Below are 15,659 nucleotides of genomic sequence, written 5' to 3' on the forward strand. Positions count from 1 at the left end.
CTTTCAATATCAAAACTTTTTGATGCTTCTCTTGCAGCTGGTCTCAGCGGCCACTAGACTGCGCACCCATGAACCATTTGCGCGTGCCTACATTTCGCCATGATGACTGCGACGAGCTGGCCGCGCTGTGCAAGGCGGGCGGTGATCCGCTGCGCCTGAATGTGTTACGTGCCTTGGCAAACGATTCGTTTGGTGTACTGGAGCTGGCTCATATCTTCGATACTGGGCAATCCGGGATGAGCCATCACCTGAAGGTACTGTCACAGGCGCGACTGGTGGCGACACGCCGGGAAGGCAACGCGATCTTTTACCGTCGCGCCCTGCCCCGGCTGGACACCCTGGGTGGTGCGCTGCACGCAGCGCTGCTGACGGAGGTGGACGGGTTGCAGTTGCCAGCTGAAGCGCAGGCACGTATTGAGGCTGTACATGCTCAGCGGGCCGAGGCCAGCCGGGATTTTTTCGCCAGGATGGCGGACAAGTTTCAGGCGCAGCAGGATTTGATTGCCGGATTGCCTCAGTATCAGGAGAGCCTTCTGGCCCTGCTGGACACGATGGCGTTTTCGCCAGTGGCAACAGCGATCGAGATCGGGCCTGGAGATGGAGGGTTTCTGCCCGAACTGGCAAGACGCTTCACGTCGGTCACGGCGATTGATAACAGCCCAGCCATGCTGGAGCTAGCGTGTCAGCGATGTGAGCGCGAGCAATTGAACAATGTGTCGCTGGTATTGGCCGATGCCCTGGACAATGCCTTGCTGAGCGCCGACTGCGTGGTCTTGAACATGGTGCTGCATCATTTTGCGGCACCCGCTGAAGCCATGAAATATCTGGCGGACTGGATCCGTCCCGGTGGCAGTTTATTGATTACAGAGTTGTGCAGCCACGACCAGAGTTGGGCCCGGACGGCCTGCGGTGATCTCTGGCTCGGGTTCGATCAGGAGGAATTGGCCCGTTGGGCCGTTGCCGCAGGGCTTGTGCCAGGCGAAAGCCTCTATATAGGTTTACGCAATGGCTTCCAGATCCAGATCAGGCATTTCGCCCGTCCTGGTTCGTAGACGATGCATAGGGTTGGCAGCTTGTCTGTCCAATCCGCAAGAGTGACTGTTTTAGACATGGCCTTCGGGCCGCCTCACCCACCGGTATATAGGAACCGTTAGATGAGCGAATACTCCCTGTTTACCTCCGAGTCCGTGTCTGAAGGACATCCGGATAAAATCGCCGACCAGATCTCCGATGCGGTGCTCGACGCCATCATCGCAGAAGACAAACACGCCCGTGTAGCCTGTGAAACGCTGGTCAAGACCGGTGTAGCCATTGTTGCCGGTGAAGTGACCACCTCCGCCTGGGTAGACCTTGAGCAGCTGGTTCGCGATGTCATCGTCGATATCGGTTACAACAGCTCCGACGTCGGTTTTGATGGCGCTACCTGCGGTATTGTCAACATTATCGGCAAGCAGTCCGTGGACATCGCCCAAGGCGTTGACCGCAGCAAGCCGGAAGACCAGGGTGCAGGTGATCAGGGCCTGATGTTCGGTTATGCCTGTAACGAAACCGACGTGCTGATGCCTGCTCCGATCCGCTTCTCCCACGCACTGGTCGAGCGCCAGGCCGAAGCTCGCAAGTCAGGCCTGCTACCTTGGCTGCGTCCGGATGCCAAGTCCCAGGTGACCTGCCGTTACGATGGCAACAAGGTTGTAGGTATCGACGCAATCGTCCTGTCTACCCAGCACAACCCCGAGGTCAAGCACACCGACCTGCAGGAAGCCGTGATGGAGCTGATCATCAAGCACGTCATTCCGGCTGAACTGCTGCACAAGGACACCAAGTTCCACATCAACCCGACTGGCCAGTTCATCATTGGCGGCCCGGTGGGTGACTGTGGCCTGACCGGCCGCAAGATCATTGTGGACACCTACGGCGGCATGGCCCGTCATGGCGGCGGCGCGTTCTCTGGCAAGGACCCGTCCAAGGTTGACCGTTCTGCGGCATACGCGGGTCGCTATGTTGCCAAGAACATCGTGGCCGCCGGCCTGGCTGACCGCTGCGAGATTCAGGTGTCCTACGCCATTGGCGTGGCTCAACCGACGTCCATCTCGATCAACACCTTTGGCACTGGCAAGGTGAGCGACGAGAAGATCATTCAGCTGGTTCGCGAGCATTTCGACCTGCGTCCCTACGCAATCACCAAAATGCTTGACCTGCTGCACCCGATGTATCGTGCTACAGCGGCTTACGGCCACTTCGGCCGTACTCCCTATGAGATGACTGTGGGTGAAGATACGTTCACTGCATTCACCTGGGAGAAGACAGACAAGGCTGAAGCGCTGCGCGCGGCGGCTGGCCTGTAAGGCTACAACCGACAAGAGAAACCCCGCCTGGTGTGGGGTTTCTCTTGTGCCTATTCGAGGCCGGACATCATCTGGATTGCACGGCGTAGATCATCGTCCGTACAGTCAGAACAGGCACCTTTGGGCGGCATGGCGTTTACACCTTTGATGGCGTTGCGCAGCAGGCCATCCATTCCCCCTTTCTGGCTCGCCAGAACCTCCCAGCTGGCTTTGTCACCTATTTTTGGGGCTCCCAGGAGCCCACTGGCGTGGCAACTCCTGCAACTGCGGTCTATGACCTGAGCGGGATCTTTCCCGGCAGGCTTTTGCTCACGGCTTACCTTACGGGACTCTGCAAGGCAGTCCTGCCCTTGAATACAAACCTTGCCCACCGGCGCCAGCCGCTTCTCCAGGGCGTCTCTGTCTACCTGTTCGGCCTGTGCAGAGAAGGTCCAGATCAACAGCATAAAGGCATATACCAGGATGCCTCGGGCGTTCATACCAGGTTTTTTTGAGCACTGCTAGAAGTTGGCCGGAGTCGTGGCGCTGATCAAACGCGCCGGCTCATCAAATGGATTGCGGAAGCGATGCGGGCGGCTGCTTTCAAAATAATAACTATCGCCTGATTCCAGCAGGTAGGTTTCTCCACCAACCGTAAGCTCCAGACGGCCTTCGATCAGCAGTCCTGCTTCCTCCCCCTCATGAGCCAGCATATCCATGCCAGTGTCAGAGCCTGGCGGGTAGGTCTCGTCGAGAAAGGCAATGGCGCGGCTGGGATGTGCCTTGCCGATCAACCGCATACTGACGGTATTGGCGCCACTGGAAATGTCGATCAGCTCGCTGGCCTTGTATACCACCTGAGTAGCGGACTCGTCTGCCAGATCCATGGAAAAGAACTCCACCAGGGACATGGGAATGCCGCTCAGGACTTTTTTCAACGAGCTGATGGAAGGACTGACACTGTTCTTCTCGATCATCGAGATGGTGCTGTTCGTCACACCGGCCCGCTTGGCGAGTTCGCGTTGTGAGAGACCTTTGAGTTTTCGAATGGTTTGTAGACGAGCACCGACGTCCAAGGGGGGTGTCCTCCTTCTCATGACAGACAGGCAGAGGTGAACGGCAGGCGCCGCAGAGCGCCGGCGCGCCGTATCATGGCAACAGCGTTCAGTATTTACAACAGAACGATGGAAAATCCTGCGCAACCCGACGAGCGCGGTGTTTTAACGGTTATTCACCCGTGTATTGGCGTGGCACCCGTTTCAGGTTGCAAAACAGCTGATAGGGGATCGAGCCACAGAGACCGGCCAGCTGACTGGCGGATACTTGCCTACCCCAAAGCTCTACCTGACTTCCCACCCCCGCTTGCGGCAGGTCCGTGAGATCAACCGTCAGCATGTCCATCGATACGCGACCGACAAGACGAGAGGCATGGCCATCAATCATGACAGGAGCGCCATCAGGCGCGTGCCGTGGATAACCATCCGCGTATCCCATGGCAACCACGCCAATGCGGGAGGGCTGTCGGGTTGTGAAGCGTGCCCCGTACCCTACCGGCTCACCCGGTGGTAGCTCACGCACACTGATGATGCGTGACTCCAGTGTCATGACCGGCTGCAGCTGATCGGCCACAGGCTGTTCGGTTTCAAAAGGCGTAGCACCGTACAGCATGATGCCAGGGCGAACCCAGTCACTGGGCACTTCTGGCCAACCGAGCACGGCAGGCGAGTTCCGCAGACTGGTTGCGCCTTCCAGGCCGGCCGTAGCCCGCTGAAAGGTCTTGAGCTGACCGATAGTGGCTGAGCAATCCAGCTCATCGGCACGGGCGAAGTGCGTCATTTTCACAACCTCGTCAACCTTGCCCGTCGCCTTGATCCGCTTATAGGCTGCTGCGTAATCCTCAGGAAAGAACCCTACCCGGTGCATGCCGGAGTCCAGCTTCAGCCAGACACGGATAAGCCCTGATAGAGCCGTACGTTCAAGCGCCTCGATTTGCCAGGGCGAATGGATGACGCACCACAGATTATGGCGAGCGATCAATTCCAGCTCGCTGGCTTCGAAGAATCCTTCCAGCAGAAGTATCGGTGCCTTGATACCGGCTTCGCGCAGCTCCAGCGCTTCTTCGATACAGGCAACCGCGAAACCATCCGCCTCATTCATCAGTGCCTGCGCACATCGAACAGCACCATGTCCGTAGGCATCCGCCTTGACAACAGCCAGCGCCCTTGCCCCGTTACTGAGTTCACGAGCAAGCCGATAGTTCTGGCGTAAGGCGCTAAGGTCGATCAAGGCACGGGCGGGGCGCATTTTTATCTCTCAGAAAACAGGCGGGTAATGAAAAGACAGGATGTATAAAAAACCCGGCAGGCGCCGGGCTCTTTGGTTCTTTATTTACGGTAGCGCAGCCACCACACTCATTTCGACCAGAATTTCCGGTTCACAGAGTTTGGCTTCCACAGTTGCCCGAGCAGGCGCTACACCTTCAGGCAGCCATTCGTCCCAAACACTGTTCATGCCGGCAAAGTGGGCGTCGATATCTTTCAGATAAACCGTAACGGACAGAATATGGTGAGTGTCCGTACCGGCTTCCTTGAGTAGACGCTCGATATTGGCCAGGGTCTCACGAGTCTGTTGTTCCACACCGGAGTTCAGGTCTTCACCGACCTGACCGGCCAGATAAACAGTACCGTTATGAACAACGATTTCACTCATGCGGCGATTAGTGTGCAGGCGCTGGATGGCCATTCTTACGGGTCTCCTTGGAGTCGCTGTAGCGAGAAATATCAAGGCCTTCGGCGCTGATCTGTGGACGTTTCCTACCGATGACATCCGCCAGGAAACGTCCGGAGCCGCAGGCCATGGTCCAGCCCAGTGTACCGTGACCGGTGTTCAGAAACAGGTTGCGATAACGGGTAGCGCCTACGATCGGAGTACCATCCGGTGTGGTGGGCCGTAGTCCAGTCCAGAAAGTTGCCGCCTGCAGATCCCCTCCCTGCGGGTACAGGTCGTTTACGATCATCTCCAGGGTCTCGCGGCGGCGGGGGTTAAGCGAAAGGTCATAACCCGATATTTCCGCCATGCCACCTACACGGATACGGTTATCGAAACGCGTCAGCGCCACTTTGTAGGTTTCATCAAGAATCGTGGACGTAGGGGCCATATCGCCATTGGTGATCGGCACGGTAAGCGAATACCCCTTGAGCGGGTATACCGGTGCCTTGATGCCAATGGGTGCCAACAGCTGAGGTGAGTAGCTACCCAATGCCAGGACATAGTGATCGGCTGTTATCAGCTGACCATCAATCCAGACGCCATTGAGACGATCTCCTACCGCTTCGAGCCGTTCGATCTTCTGACCAAAGCGGAATTCCACACCCAACTGACGCGCCAGCTCGGCGAGGCGATTGGTAAAGAGGAAGCAGTCACCTGTCTGGTCATTCGGCAACCGCAGCGCACCAGCCAGCTTGTCCTTGACATGGGCGAGCGCAGGCTCGGCGCGGGCGATACCGTCGCGATCCAGCAGCTCATAGGGTACGCCGGAACGTTCCAGCACAGCGATATCCTTGGCAGCGGCATCGACCTGCTGCTGCGTTCGGAATACCTGAGTCGTCCCTAACTGGCGTCCTTCGTAGGCAATACCCGTTTCGGCACGCAGCTCATCCAGACAGTCGCGACTGTACTCGGACAACCGCACCATGCGTTCCTTGTTGATCGCATAGCGCTCGGCCGTGCAGTTGCGCAGCATCTGAGCCATCCAGAGGTACTGATGAATATCGCCGGTCGGCCTGATTGCCAGAGGCGCATGCTGAGTCACCAGCCATTTGATGGCCTTGAGGGGCACGCCAGGAGCCGCCCACGGCGAGGCATAGCCAGGAGACACCTGACCTGCGTTGGCAAAGCTGGTTTCCAGCGCAGGGCCTTCCTGGCGGTCCACCACCACCACTTCAAAACCGGCCCGCGCCAGGTAATAGGCACTGACGGTACCGATTACACCACTGCCAAGCACCAGTACACGCATAACTGTGTCTCCTCGCCGCGAAGAATCGCCTACGTTTCATAAAATCTGAGGCAGATATGAAAAGTATAAAAAGCCTTAAGCAGTGGTATTCACTGAATGAAAGGCTATATTTGGTGTAATTCTTCGGTTAAGACACTATTTTTGGAGACGCCCAGGTATGCGAACCCAGCACCAAGCGAGACGCGAGCTCGACAAGATCGATCGTAACATCCTGCGTATCCTGCAGGAGGACGGCCGCATCTCGTTCACCGAGCTGGGCGAGCGAGTCGGCCTGTCCACGACACCCTGCACGGAGCGGGTACGCCGGCTGGAGCGGGAAGGCGTGATACTGGGCTACTCGGCGCGCCTGAATCCGCAGCATCTCAAGGCCAGCCTGCTGGTCTTCGTCGAGATCAGTCTAGATTATAAATCGGGTGATATCTTTGAGGAGTTCCGCCGCTCCGTCCTAAAGCTGCCTCACGTTCTAGAGTGTCATCTGGTTTCCGGCGCATTCGACTATCTGGTCAAGGCGCGCATTTCAGAGATGGCGTCCTATCGTAAGCTTTTGGGTGACATCCTGCTCAAACTGCCCCATGTGCGGGAGTCGAAGAGCTATATCGTGATGGAAGAGGTCAAGGAGTCCCTGACGCTTCCCGTACCGGACTGAGCCAGGTCTGCACTTCCCTGGCTTGGCGCAGGCGCCTACAAACGTTTATTGTCCGACCTCAACGCTTCGCCAGGATTGTCTTTCATGGATGCAACGACCCATTCATCCACTGACCCACACGCACATGCTTCGTCTTACTACGCGGCAACGGTTAACCGAGCGCTGCAGTTCGCCCCGCTCAAGGGTGAGATTCGGGCAGATGTCTGCGTAGTCGGGGGCGGGTTCTCCGGGCTCAATACGGCTATTGAGCTGGCAGAACGTGGGTATTCGGTTGTGCTGCTAGAGGCCCACCGGATCGGCTGGGGTGCTAGCGGGCGTAACGGTGGACAGCTGATCCGAGGCGTTGGCCATGATGTCGAGCAGTTTCGCCCAGTCGTTGGGGATGAGGGCGTACAGGCATTCAAGCAGATGGGGTTTGAAGCGGTAAACCTGGTACGCCAACGTATCGAGCGCTACGGCATCGAATGCGACCTTACCTGGGGTTACTGCGACCTGGCCCTGAAACCGCGTCACCTGGAAGATTTCCAGGCCGAACTGGAGGAGTTGCATCAACTAGGCTATCCCCATGCGGTTCAGCTCGTTGCACGCGACAGAATCCGCTCCGTAGTGGGTTCGGAGCGCTACCTGGGTGCGCTCATAGACTCCGGCTCCGGTCACCTGCACCCGTTGAACCTTGCCTTGGGCGAGGCCGCCGCCGCCCAGTCACTGGGGGTGCGTCTGTATGAGCAATCTGCGGTCACTCACATCGAGTATGGGTCGGAGGTATGCGTTCATACTGCGCGAGGTCAGGTGCGAGCCGAAACGCTGGTCCTCTGTTGCAACGCCTATCTCAAGGATCTGGAGCCGGCCCTCTCTGGGAAGGTGCTTCCGGCAGGCAGCTACATCATTGCAACTGAGCCACTTCCCGAAGCGTTGGCCGAGGAAATCCTGCCCCATAGTCGAGCCGCGTGCGATCAGCAGATTACTGTCGATTATTTTCGACTCTCACGTGATCGCCGATTGTTGTTCGGAGGCGCCTGCCACTATTCAGGCCGTGACCCGAAGGACATAGCAGGCTATATGCGCCCCAAAATGCTGAAGGTGTTTCCTCAACTCGATCGGGTCACCATCGATTTTCAGTGGGGCGGCATGATTGGAATCGGGGCCAACCGGCTTCCACAAATCGGCCGTCTCAAGGATCATCCCAACGTTTTTTATGCCCAGGCTTATGCCGGCCATGGGCTGAACGCCACGCACTTGGCAGGCCATTTGCTCGCGGAAGCCATTGCTGCCCAGTCGACAGGGTTCGACCTGTTCAACAGCGTTCCTCACGCCACGTTTCCAGGAGGGCAACGCTTCCGCTCTCCCCTGCTTGCCTTGGGTATGCTCTGGTATCGCCTGAAAGATGCCTTCCACTAAAAAGCCGCGGCAGTTACCCGGCGCGGCTTTTGAACGCAAAGCGTTTACAGACCAGTGTTCAGGCTGGTTGCTTCGTCTGCGCCGATGTGGATGTTCATGCATTGAACCGCTGCGCCTGCAGCCCCTTTGCCTAGATTATCCAGACGAGCCACCAGGGTCAGACGCTCCTCATTCCCGAACACGAACAGGTCGGCGCGGTTGGTATCGTTGCAGCCCTGTACATCGAAGAATCCCTCGTCAAGATTGCCGGCATCCTCAACCGGCATGACGCGAATGAACTGCTCGCCCGCGTAATGCCTGGCGTATGCCGCCTGAATCGCCTCGGCATTGGCGCCCTGGGCCAGGTGCTTGACATGCAGAGGAATCGTCACGGCAAGCCCCTTCAGGAAACTGCCCACAATTGGACTGAATACGGGCGCCTCATCAATACGACTCTGCACCTGCATCTCAGGGAGGTGCTTATGTCCCTGGGTCATGCCGTATGGCCGTGGACTGGCCAGCTTGGGCTCATTCCCAGCCTCGTAATCGGCAATCATCTTCTTGCCACCACCGCTGTACCCCGTGAGGGAAAAAGCCGACAGTGGATAATCAGGCGGTAGAAGGCCAGCCTCCACCAGAGGGCGAACCAGCAGGATAAATGCCGTGGCGTGGCAGCCGGGATTAGCAATGCGCTTGCTGGTACGGATTTTTTCACGCTGCCCAGCGGCCAGCTCAGGCAGGCCATAGGTCCAGCTGCTGTCGGTACGAAACGCCGTGCTTGCATCGATGATGCAGGTGTTGGGGTTATCCACCAGCGCTACGGCTTCGCGAGACGCAGCATCGGGCAGACACAGAAAGGCTACATCCGCTGCGTTGAGGAAACGAGCACGCTCGGCTGGATCCTTACGTTTGTCATCGGCGATACGTAGCAGCTCGATGTCATCGCGGCCGGACAGATAATCGAGCAGACGCAACCCTGTGGTGCCTTCCTGCCCGTCAACGAATACTTTGAACGTCATGACTTGCCCTCATGCAAAACGCGCCGGCCAGGCGTTGTATGAAACGGACCTAACAGCCGCAATGGAACATGCATTGTAGCCAGACCCTACTGCTTGACGCAGCCCTATTGCCAAACAGTTATCGGCCTGATGATCGGATCAGCACGCTTCATTGCCCTGCCGGGTGCGCTTTTTACCGGTACAGCAGGCTGCGTCACGAGGCTGTACCTCCTTCATTTCAACGTGTTGTGTCTGGAGAACACTGGTGGTTGAAGCCACAGTAAAATGCCGTCCTGAACCTGGATATTGCCATGCGACACCTGCCTGCGCTGCCCTCTCTCAGATCAATCCATTTGTCTGTTCATGGTTGTCATTGGCTGGCACGCTGTGCCCTGGGTGTATTACACGCCGTCTACTGTATGCTGCAGAAATGGCAGCAGAACGCCAAAACGCGAAGACAGCTGGCTTTTTTGAACGACCGTGAACTAGCGGACATCGGTCTGACCAAAACTGAGCAACAATGCGAGCTGAACAAGCCGTTCTGGCGCTAGTCTTGTAAGGACGGTACATACCGCGCCTTATTGTTCAGGAGAGATTCATGACCCGTTTGCACCTGCTGGGCGCTGCTGCCCTGCTCAGCCTGTCTACTGCTGCGTCAGCATCCAGTTTCTTTGTGACCACCGACATGATCGTCGACGCCATTGATGCGACGTCCGACGCCACATCCGGTATCACCCATTCCATTCGTGACGACAAGATCGTCCTGGCTGCACGTGACGATGCCGCCAGTTTTGTGGCTACCGAAGGCGGCATTCGCGGCGTACGCCTGGAAGCGGCCCTGGATCGTATCCGTGCCCTGCAACCGCAGCTCGAGGCAAGCGACGCTCAGCTGGCCCAGGCCATTCTCACGTTGTAAGTCCATCGGAACGGCACCGCTGGTATCAGCGGTGCCGTTCCGTTAGCCTTGGCCTGTAGTTTTTCTTGAAAGAGTTACCCTACCTGCCTATGCGCCTGCGTTATCTGTTCATTCTAGGCATTGCCGTTACGACCACGCCCGCCTTCGCGTTCGATCCCACTACAGGATTTATTGTTCGCAGCCTCTATGTCACCAGCAAGGTGACCTCCGCTCCGTTCGATAACAAAGTAGTACGTGATGCACGTGACGATGCGGCATTATTTGTTGCCAGCGGCGGGGCTCAGCGTAGCGTTGAGCTTGAATTCGCCTTACGTTGGCTGCGTTCACATAATCCAACGCTGACCGCCAGCGATGAGGAACTGGCTGAGACCATCCTCGCTCAATAAGCTGCTTTACCGTTCCGTTCAGGAGATTTTCCATGCGTCGTTCCTTATTTCTTGCAGCCGCGCTAGTTCTGGGTACGTCCAGCGCCGCGCACGCTCATACCGTTGTAGCGACCAGCAACATCATCGTGCGTGCGCTGGATCGCAGTATCGATTTCACTTCCGATACCACGACCTCCATCCGTGACATGAAAGTGGTGCAGGAAGCCCGTGGCGATGCGGCCAGCTTCGTTGCATCCGATGGAGACATCCGAGGCGCTCAATTGGAAGCGGCCTTCATGACCCTGCGTGAGCGTCTGCCGGAAGCACGCCAGGCCAGTGATACCGAACTTGCCCAGGCGATCCTTGCACTGTGAAACCTGCCCTTCGCCGAGCGCTCCTGGGAAAGCTCGGCCGCCTCGCCAGACCAAGCCTTCTCTGCACCGCGTTTATCGCCTGGCTAGGGGCCGGTAACGCTCACGCGACGCTGAACCTGCATCTGGACGACCACTCATTGTCGCCAGAGCAGGCCCAGGCCACCCAGCAGTTACTCAACGAGGCACTAGGCAAGCTGCCTCCCCGCTTCAAGCAAGCATTGGATGAGGATATCTCCGTCCGCTGGAGCCAGGACCTTGAGCCGCAGGCATACGGTCGTGCAGACCGTCGTACCCTGCTGCTCAATGAGCGCCTGCTACCGGCATTGACTGACGGCAGCGATGCTCATATTCAAACCGGTCGCCCCCACGGCACCCAGCGAGAAGAAATGCTGGCGACCGTTCTGCATGAGCTTACTCATTTTTATGACCGGGAGCGGGCCTGGACTCCAGCCGAGCGCAGGGAAATAATCGCCTGTAGTACCTTGGCCTCCTCAACCAAATCTGCTGACCTGCCTATCCATTGCCAGGGTCAGGCCGGTCGCCGCTACACTTTGTCCGATGATCCCCGCCTGTTGGATCTGGCGGGCTGGCAGGTCAAGGTCAAAAAGCACGGCGCCCGTGAGAGTCGCAACAATTTCATTGCACGCAGCCCCGATATCTACGAGGTAACCAACCCTCGTGAGTTCGTAGCAGTGAACATGGAGTACTTTCTGCTGGATCCCAGCTACGCTTGCCGTCGCCCGGCCCTGGCGCGCTATTTCACCGAGCACTTTGGTTGGTCTCCCCCTCACGATACCTGCTCCAGCAAACTGCCCTATCTGAACGCGGGCAGTGACTTTGGCAAGACCCCGCTAGGCTGGCTTGATCCTGAGCGCGTCTACGAGGTGGACTATCTGTTCGCCGAGGGTAACGAGCATGTCATGAGCCGCTGGGGACACAGTATGCTGCGCCTTGTCGTGTGCGCCCCTGGACGTCCGCGTGGCCCCGACTGTCGCCTTGACCTGCAGGAGCACCTCGTGCTGTCGTTTCGGGCCTTCGTCAACGATGTACAGATCTCCAATTGGGATGGCTTGACCGGTTCCTATCCTTCCAGGTTGTTCGTGCTTCCGCTGGCTCAGGTAGTCGAGGAATACACCAAGATCGAGCTGCGCGGCTTGCAATCCGTTCCGCTCAAACTCAGCCGTCAGGAAATCGCCGATCTCCTGGAGCGGACCGCTCAAACCCACTGGGGTTATGACGGGCATTATTACTTTGTCTCTAATAACTGTGCCGTCGAGACCTTCAAGCTCCTGCATGACAGCGTGCCGCGTCTGCAACAGACTCCGCTCGACAGCATTACGCCAATCGGCCTGCTGGACGCCCTGCGGATAGAGGGTGTCGCCGATACCTCCGTATTAAACGATCAACGTGAAGCCTTGCGCCTGGGTTATCGATTCGACTCCTTCCGGGACCGCTTCCAATCCATGTTCAAGGTTGCTCGTGATCGGCTTAACCTACCTCAGCAGAAAGTCGAAGACTGGCTTGAGCTGGAGCCACGGCAGCGCCGCGAATGGTTCGACCGAGCCGACCTGCGCGCCAGTGCGGCGCTTCTGCTACTTGAGCAGGCCGCACTGCGACGTGAACTGCTCCTCGCTCAGAATGAGCTAAAGGACCGCTCCTTGGGCCAAAATGGCGAGCTGGAAAAAGCCCGCTTCAGCAAGGCAGGCGATGCATTACAACAACTGCTAGCCGATAGCGGTTATCTCAGCCGACCTTCGGAGCTTTTGGGAGCCGGTGGCTATGGGCTTCCACAGCCAGGCGAATGGGATAAATTGACGGCTGAAAGTCAACGACGCCAAACCCACCTGCTCAGCTTACGCGAAACCCTCAACACGGAAGTCCGCACGCTATTGGATAGCCAGATACAGCGAGGTCTTGACGACACCGAAGCCAACCTCAAGCAGTTGGGTGATCACCTGAGAGCCTTACACAAGGCTTCGGGAGGACTGGAGCTGCCATGAGGCAGCTCTCTATTTTTCGCGTCATTCACAAGTACTGGAACTGCTAATATTGTCCGTGCCTTGATCTATAACGATAAGAAACCAACTGGCTGCGCCCTCTGTGACTACCATCCTTCTCGCTCTCTGGCCGCTGTTCGCCCTCATCGTGGCGGGGTACTGGATGCGCCAAAAAGGCTTTCCTGGCGAGGCCTTTTGGCCAGCTGCGGATCGACTCAATTACTTCATTCTTTTTCCATCGCTTCTGTTCAACAATCTCGCTACAGCACCACTTGATGACCCCGCTCTGGCGCATCTGGCGCTGGCGGCCCTGACGGGGCTGGGTGCTTTATGGATTGCTCTGTTGCTTGCTAGACGTTTTTACCACTGGCCTGCCGAGCGGTTCGGCGTCATTGCCCAGGGCACCCTGCGCTTCAATACCTACCTGGGGCTAGCAACCGTAGGCAGTCTACTGGGCAAATCGGGCCTGGGGCAGGCTGCGTTACTGCTGGCCCTGATGGTGCCTACCGTAAATGTCATGTCGGTTTGGGCACTGAAAGCCGAGCGCGGCGCTCGCTTGGGTGAGTTGTTATTACCCGTCCTACGCAATCCCCTTATCCTGGCCTGCGCAGCAGGCGCGTTGGTCAATCTGCTGGGATGGGGACTGCCCTTTGGCACGGATCGGCTACTGGGGCTTCTGGCAGCAACCAGCCTGCCTCTAGGACTTTTCTGCGTAGGCGCCGCCCTGAAACTTCAACAGATCGCCGGCGAATGGCGAGCCATTGGCAGCATGACACTGTTCCGCCTGCTGGCATGCCCTCTCCTGGCAGGGTTGATCGCTTACCTTCTAGGCCTGCCACCTCATGAGAGGCTTCTGCTCGTTCTGTTTTTCTCGCTGCCTACCGCACCGACCGCTTATGCATTGACCCGCCAGCTGGGTGGGGACAGCGCGCTCATGGCAGGTGTGATCACATTGCAGACACTTGTGGCTGCGTTCACATTACCACTGGTGATTTCGCTGCTGGGGGGCAGCCTCCCGCAAGGTTCATGAAAGCTTGCCCGGTTAGGATCAATTATCCAAAGGGTTAATGGCCCACTTATGGCAATGCCATGACGTGCACCTGCGGTACTAACAAAAACAAAGGATTAACTCCATGATTCGCTTGTCCCCAGCAGTGGCCCCCGCCGCTCCATGCCTCTCCATACGCTACTCGTGAGCCCTGAATCGCGCTTCGGTCGTTTCTTCACCTTTCACGCGTAACCGTTGGAGTTTCCCATGCTGACATTCCTTGGCTTCGCCATGGTCGTGACCTTCATGTTCCTGATCATGACCAAGCGGCTCACCCCTCTTATTGCGCTTACTATGGTCCCGATTCTCTTTGCCGTACTGGCATGGGCGTTGGGTAATCACTTTGCCAGTCTTGGGCATATCCAGCTCAATTCGCTTGGTCCCATGATGCTGGATGGATTGCGCACACTGGCGCCTACTGGCGTGATGCTGCTGTTCGCCATCCTCTACTTCGCCATCATGATCGATACCGGCCTGTTCGATCCGGCAGTTCGCTGGATTCTGAAGCTGGTGAAGGGCGACCCGCTCAAGGTTGCCATCGGTACGGTCTTCCTGACCCTGGTGGTATCGCTCGACGGTGACGGTTCGACGACTTACATGATCTGCGTGGCAGCCATGTTCCCGCTGTACAAGCGTCTGGGTATGAATCCGCTGATCATGACGTGCCTGATGCTGCTGTCCAGTGGCGTCATGAACCTTACGCCTTGGGGTGGCCCGACGGCACGCGCAGCCAGTGCGCTGCACGTAGACCCGGCAGATGTTTTTGTCCCGATGATTCCTGCCATGTTGGCCAGCATTGCCTGGCTGTTTGTCCTCGCCTATCTCTATGGACGCCGTGAACGGGCGCGCCTGGGCATTCTGGAAATCCATGAAAGCGAAGGTGCCAAGGTTACCGTTTCTCAGTGCGAAGAAGCCCGCCGTCCTCATCTGCGCTGGTTCAACGGCCTTCTGACCCTGGCCCTAATGGCAGCGCTGGTCAAAGGCATTCTACCCATGCCAGTGCTATTCATGATTGCCTTCGGCATCGCCATGACTATCAACTACCGCAATATCGATCTGCAAAAACAGCGTGTTGCCGCTCATGCGGAAAATGTTCTTGCGGTAGTTTCACTGATTTTCGCCGCCGGGATCTTCACAGGCATCCTATCAGGCACCGGCATGGTGGACGCTATGTCCAAAAGCCTTTTGGCCGTTATTCCGGAAGCGCTTGGCCCGTATATGGCCGTCATCACTGCGCTAGTAAGCATGCCGTTTACCTTTTTCATCTCCAACGATGCGTTCTACTTTGGCGTACTGCCCGTATTGGCCGAAGCAGCTGGTCACTACGGTATCGCTCCAGTGGAAATTGCCCGTGCGTCCATCGTAGGCCAACCGGTGCATCTCTTGAGCCCATTGGTACCTTCGACCTACCTGCTGGTGGGTTTGGCTAAAGTAGAGTTTGGCGATCATCAACGCTTTACTTTGAAGTGGGCAGTCGTGACATGTCTGGCTATGCTGGTAACAGCTTTGTTACTAGGTGTGTTTCCGCTGTTCAGTGGTACCTGAACTAACGAAATTTTCACATTTACCTGATTAGTTTTGTCGGTTTGTTTTCGGTAC

Annotated in this window: 17 protein-coding genes; 11 read left to right on the top strand and 6 right to left on the bottom strand. The window is 57.3% G+C overall.

All coding sequences use genetic code 11. The features are described 5' to 3' along the window. Positions 1-68: 68 nt before the first annotated feature. Complete coding sequence (locus GM154_RS07745; protein WP_074827109.1) at positions 69-1,052, top strand: metalloregulator ArsR/SmtB family transcription factor; 984 nt, start codon at positions 69-71, stop codon at positions 1,050-1,052. Between the two features lie 102 nt (positions 1,053-1,154). Then, positions 1,155-2,345, top strand: a complete 1,191-nt coding sequence (gene metK / locus GM154_RS07750; protein WP_010796109.1) for a methionine adenosyltransferase — start codon at positions 1,155-1,157, stop codon at positions 2,343-2,345. A gap of 50 nt (positions 2,346-2,395) precedes the next feature. Here the strand turns inward: metK and GM154_RS07755 are convergent, their stop codons facing one another. From GM154_RS07755 to dadA, 5 genes are all read right to left on the bottom strand, one after another. Continuing rightward, positions 2,396-2,824, bottom strand: coding sequence for a cytochrome c5 family protein (locus tag GM154_RS07755; RefSeq protein ID WP_219651714.1), 429 nt, complete (start codon positions 2,822-2,824; stop codon positions 2,396-2,398). A 21-nt stretch (positions 2,825-2,845) separates the two neighbouring features. Next, complete coding sequence (locus tag GM154_RS07760) at positions 2,846-3,400, bottom strand: cupin domain-containing protein (RefSeq protein ID WP_010796111.1); 555 nt, start codon at positions 3,398-3,400, stop codon at positions 2,846-2,848. Between the two features lie 151 nt (positions 3,401-3,551). Beyond that, positions 3,552-4,628, bottom strand: a complete 1,077-nt coding sequence (gene alr / locus GM154_RS07765; protein WP_219651716.1) for an alanine racemase — start codon at positions 4,626-4,628, stop codon at positions 3,552-3,554. 84 nt (positions 4,629-4,712) lie between these two features. Continuing rightward, entirely contained in the window at positions 4,713-5,066 is a 354-nt protein-coding gene (locus tag GM154_RS07770) for a RidA family protein (RefSeq protein WP_010796113.1), read from the bottom strand. Beyond that, entirely contained in the window at positions 5,041-6,339 is a 1,299-nt protein-coding gene (dadA, locus tag GM154_RS07775) for a D-amino acid dehydrogenase (RefSeq protein WP_074827111.1), read from the bottom strand. The genes GM154_RS07770 and dadA overlap by 26 nt, the downstream gene beginning before the upstream one ends. 157 nt (positions 6,340-6,496) lie before the next feature. Between dadA and GM154_RS07780 the strand changes: the two genes are divergently transcribed. Together GM154_RS07780 and GM154_RS07785 are read left to right on the top strand one after the other, a co-directional pair. Continuing rightward, positions 6,497-6,985, top strand: coding sequence for an AsnC family transcriptional regulator (locus GM154_RS07780; RefSeq protein WP_010796115.1), 489 nt, complete (start codon positions 6,497-6,499; stop codon positions 6,983-6,985). Between the two features lie 84 nt (positions 6,986-7,069). After that, positions 7,070-8,383, top strand: coding sequence for an FAD-binding oxidoreductase (locus GM154_RS07785; protein ID WP_219651718.1), 1,314 nt, complete (start codon positions 7,070-7,072; stop codon positions 8,381-8,383). 44 nt (positions 8,384-8,427) lie between these two features. On the opposite strand, the gene argC is transcribed toward GM154_RS07785, so the two are convergent. Continuing rightward, the gene (gene argC / locus GM154_RS07790) at positions 8,428-9,381 is read right to left on the bottom strand and encodes an N-acetyl-gamma-glutamyl-phosphate reductase (protein ID WP_074827114.1); all 954 of its coding nucleotides are present in this window, start codon (positions 9,379-9,381) and stop codon (positions 8,428-8,430) included. 398 nt (positions 9,382-9,779) lie between these two features. Between argC and GM154_RS25600 the strand changes: the two genes are divergently transcribed. The 7 genes from GM154_RS25600 (at position 9,780) to GM154_RS07825 (ending at position 15,605) form a co-directional block, all read left to right on the top strand. After that, positions 9,780-9,911 carry a DUF1127 domain-containing protein gene (locus GM154_RS25600; RefSeq protein WP_125888499.1) on the top strand — a complete coding sequence of 44 codons (132 nt, stop codon included), beginning with the start codon at positions 9,780-9,782 and terminating at the stop codon, positions 9,909-9,911. 47 nt (positions 9,912-9,958) lie between these two features. Then, on the top strand, positions 9,959-10,276 hold the full coding sequence (locus GM154_RS07800; RefSeq protein WP_010796119.1) for a DUF2388 domain-containing protein: 318 nt from the start codon (positions 9,959-9,961) through the stop codon (positions 10,274-10,276). Between the two features lie 95 nt (positions 10,277-10,371). After that, positions 10,372-10,662 carry a DUF2388 domain-containing protein gene (locus GM154_RS07805; protein WP_374940307.1) on the top strand — a complete coding sequence of 97 codons (291 nt, stop codon included), beginning with the start codon at positions 10,372-10,374 and terminating at the stop codon, positions 10,660-10,662. A gap of 32 nt (positions 10,663-10,694) precedes the next feature. Further along, entirely contained in the window at positions 10,695-11,015 is a 321-nt protein-coding gene (locus GM154_RS07810; protein WP_010796121.1) for a DUF2388 domain-containing protein, read from the top strand. A gap of 23 nt (positions 11,016-11,038) precedes the next feature. After that, entirely contained in the window at positions 11,039-13,015 is a 1,977-nt protein-coding gene (locus tag GM154_RS07815; RefSeq protein WP_219651859.1) for a DUF4105 domain-containing protein, read from the top strand. Between the two features lie 100 nt (positions 13,016-13,115). Beyond that, entirely contained in the window at positions 13,116-14,042 is a 927-nt protein-coding gene (locus GM154_RS07820) for an AEC family transporter (RefSeq protein WP_219651722.1), read from the top strand. A gap of 225 nt (positions 14,043-14,267) precedes the next feature. After that, positions 14,268-15,605 (top strand): CitMHS family transporter, encoded by a 1,338-nt coding sequence (locus tag GM154_RS07825; RefSeq protein ID WP_074827122.1) that lies wholly within the window; start codon positions 14,268-14,270, stop codon positions 15,603-15,605. Positions 15,606-15,659 lie beyond the last annotated feature (54 nt).

The organism is Pseudomonas sp. MAG002Y, assembly GCF_019400845.1.
Taxonomy (GTDB): Bacteria; Pseudomonadota; Gammaproteobacteria; order Pseudomonadales; family Pseudomonadaceae; genus Chryseomonas; species Chryseomonas luteola.

Coding starts and splice junctions, on each gene's coding strand:
- dadA (WP_074827111.1), bottom strand. CDS start 6,339: ATGCGTGTACTGGTGCTTGGCAGTGGTGTAATCGGTACCGTCAGTGCC.
- GM154_RS07785 (WP_219651718.1), top strand. CDS start 7,070: ATGGATGCAACGACCCATTCATCCACTGACCCACACGCACATGCTTCG.
- alr (WP_219651716.1), bottom strand. CDS start 4,628: ATGCGCCCCGCCCGTGCCTTGATCGACCTTAGCGCCTTACGCCAGAAC.
- GM154_RS07745 (WP_074827109.1), top strand. CDS start 69: ATGAACCATTTGCGCGTGCCTACATTTCGCCATGATGACTGCGACGAG.
- metK (WP_010796109.1), top strand. CDS start 1,155: ATGAGCGAATACTCCCTGTTTACCTCCGAGTCCGTGTCTGAAGGACAT.
- GM154_RS25600 (WP_125888499.1), top strand. CDS start 9,780: ATGCTGCAGAAATGGCAGCAGAACGCCAAAACGCGAAGACAGCTGGCT.
- GM154_RS07825 (WP_074827122.1), top strand. CDS start 14,268: ATGCTGACATTCCTTGGCTTCGCCATGGTCGTGACCTTCATGTTCCTG.
- GM154_RS07810 (WP_010796121.1), top strand. CDS start 10,695: ATGCGTCGTTCCTTATTTCTTGCAGCCGCGCTAGTTCTGGGTACGTCC.
- GM154_RS07800 (WP_010796119.1), top strand. CDS start 9,959: ATGACCCGTTTGCACCTGCTGGGCGCTGCTGCCCTGCTCAGCCTGTCT.
- GM154_RS07755 (WP_219651714.1), bottom strand. CDS start 2,824: ATGAACGCCCGAGGCATCCTGGTATATGCCTTTATGCTGTTGATCTGG.
- argC (WP_074827114.1), bottom strand. CDS start 9,381: ATGACGTTCAAAGTATTCGTTGACGGGCAGGAAGGCACCACAGGGTTG.
- GM154_RS07780 (WP_010796115.1), top strand. CDS start 6,497: ATGCGAACCCAGCACCAAGCGAGACGCGAGCTCGACAAGATCGATCGT.
- GM154_RS07770 (WP_010796113.1), bottom strand. CDS start 5,066: ATGGCCATCCAGCGCCTGCACACTAATCGCCGCATGAGTGAAATCGTT.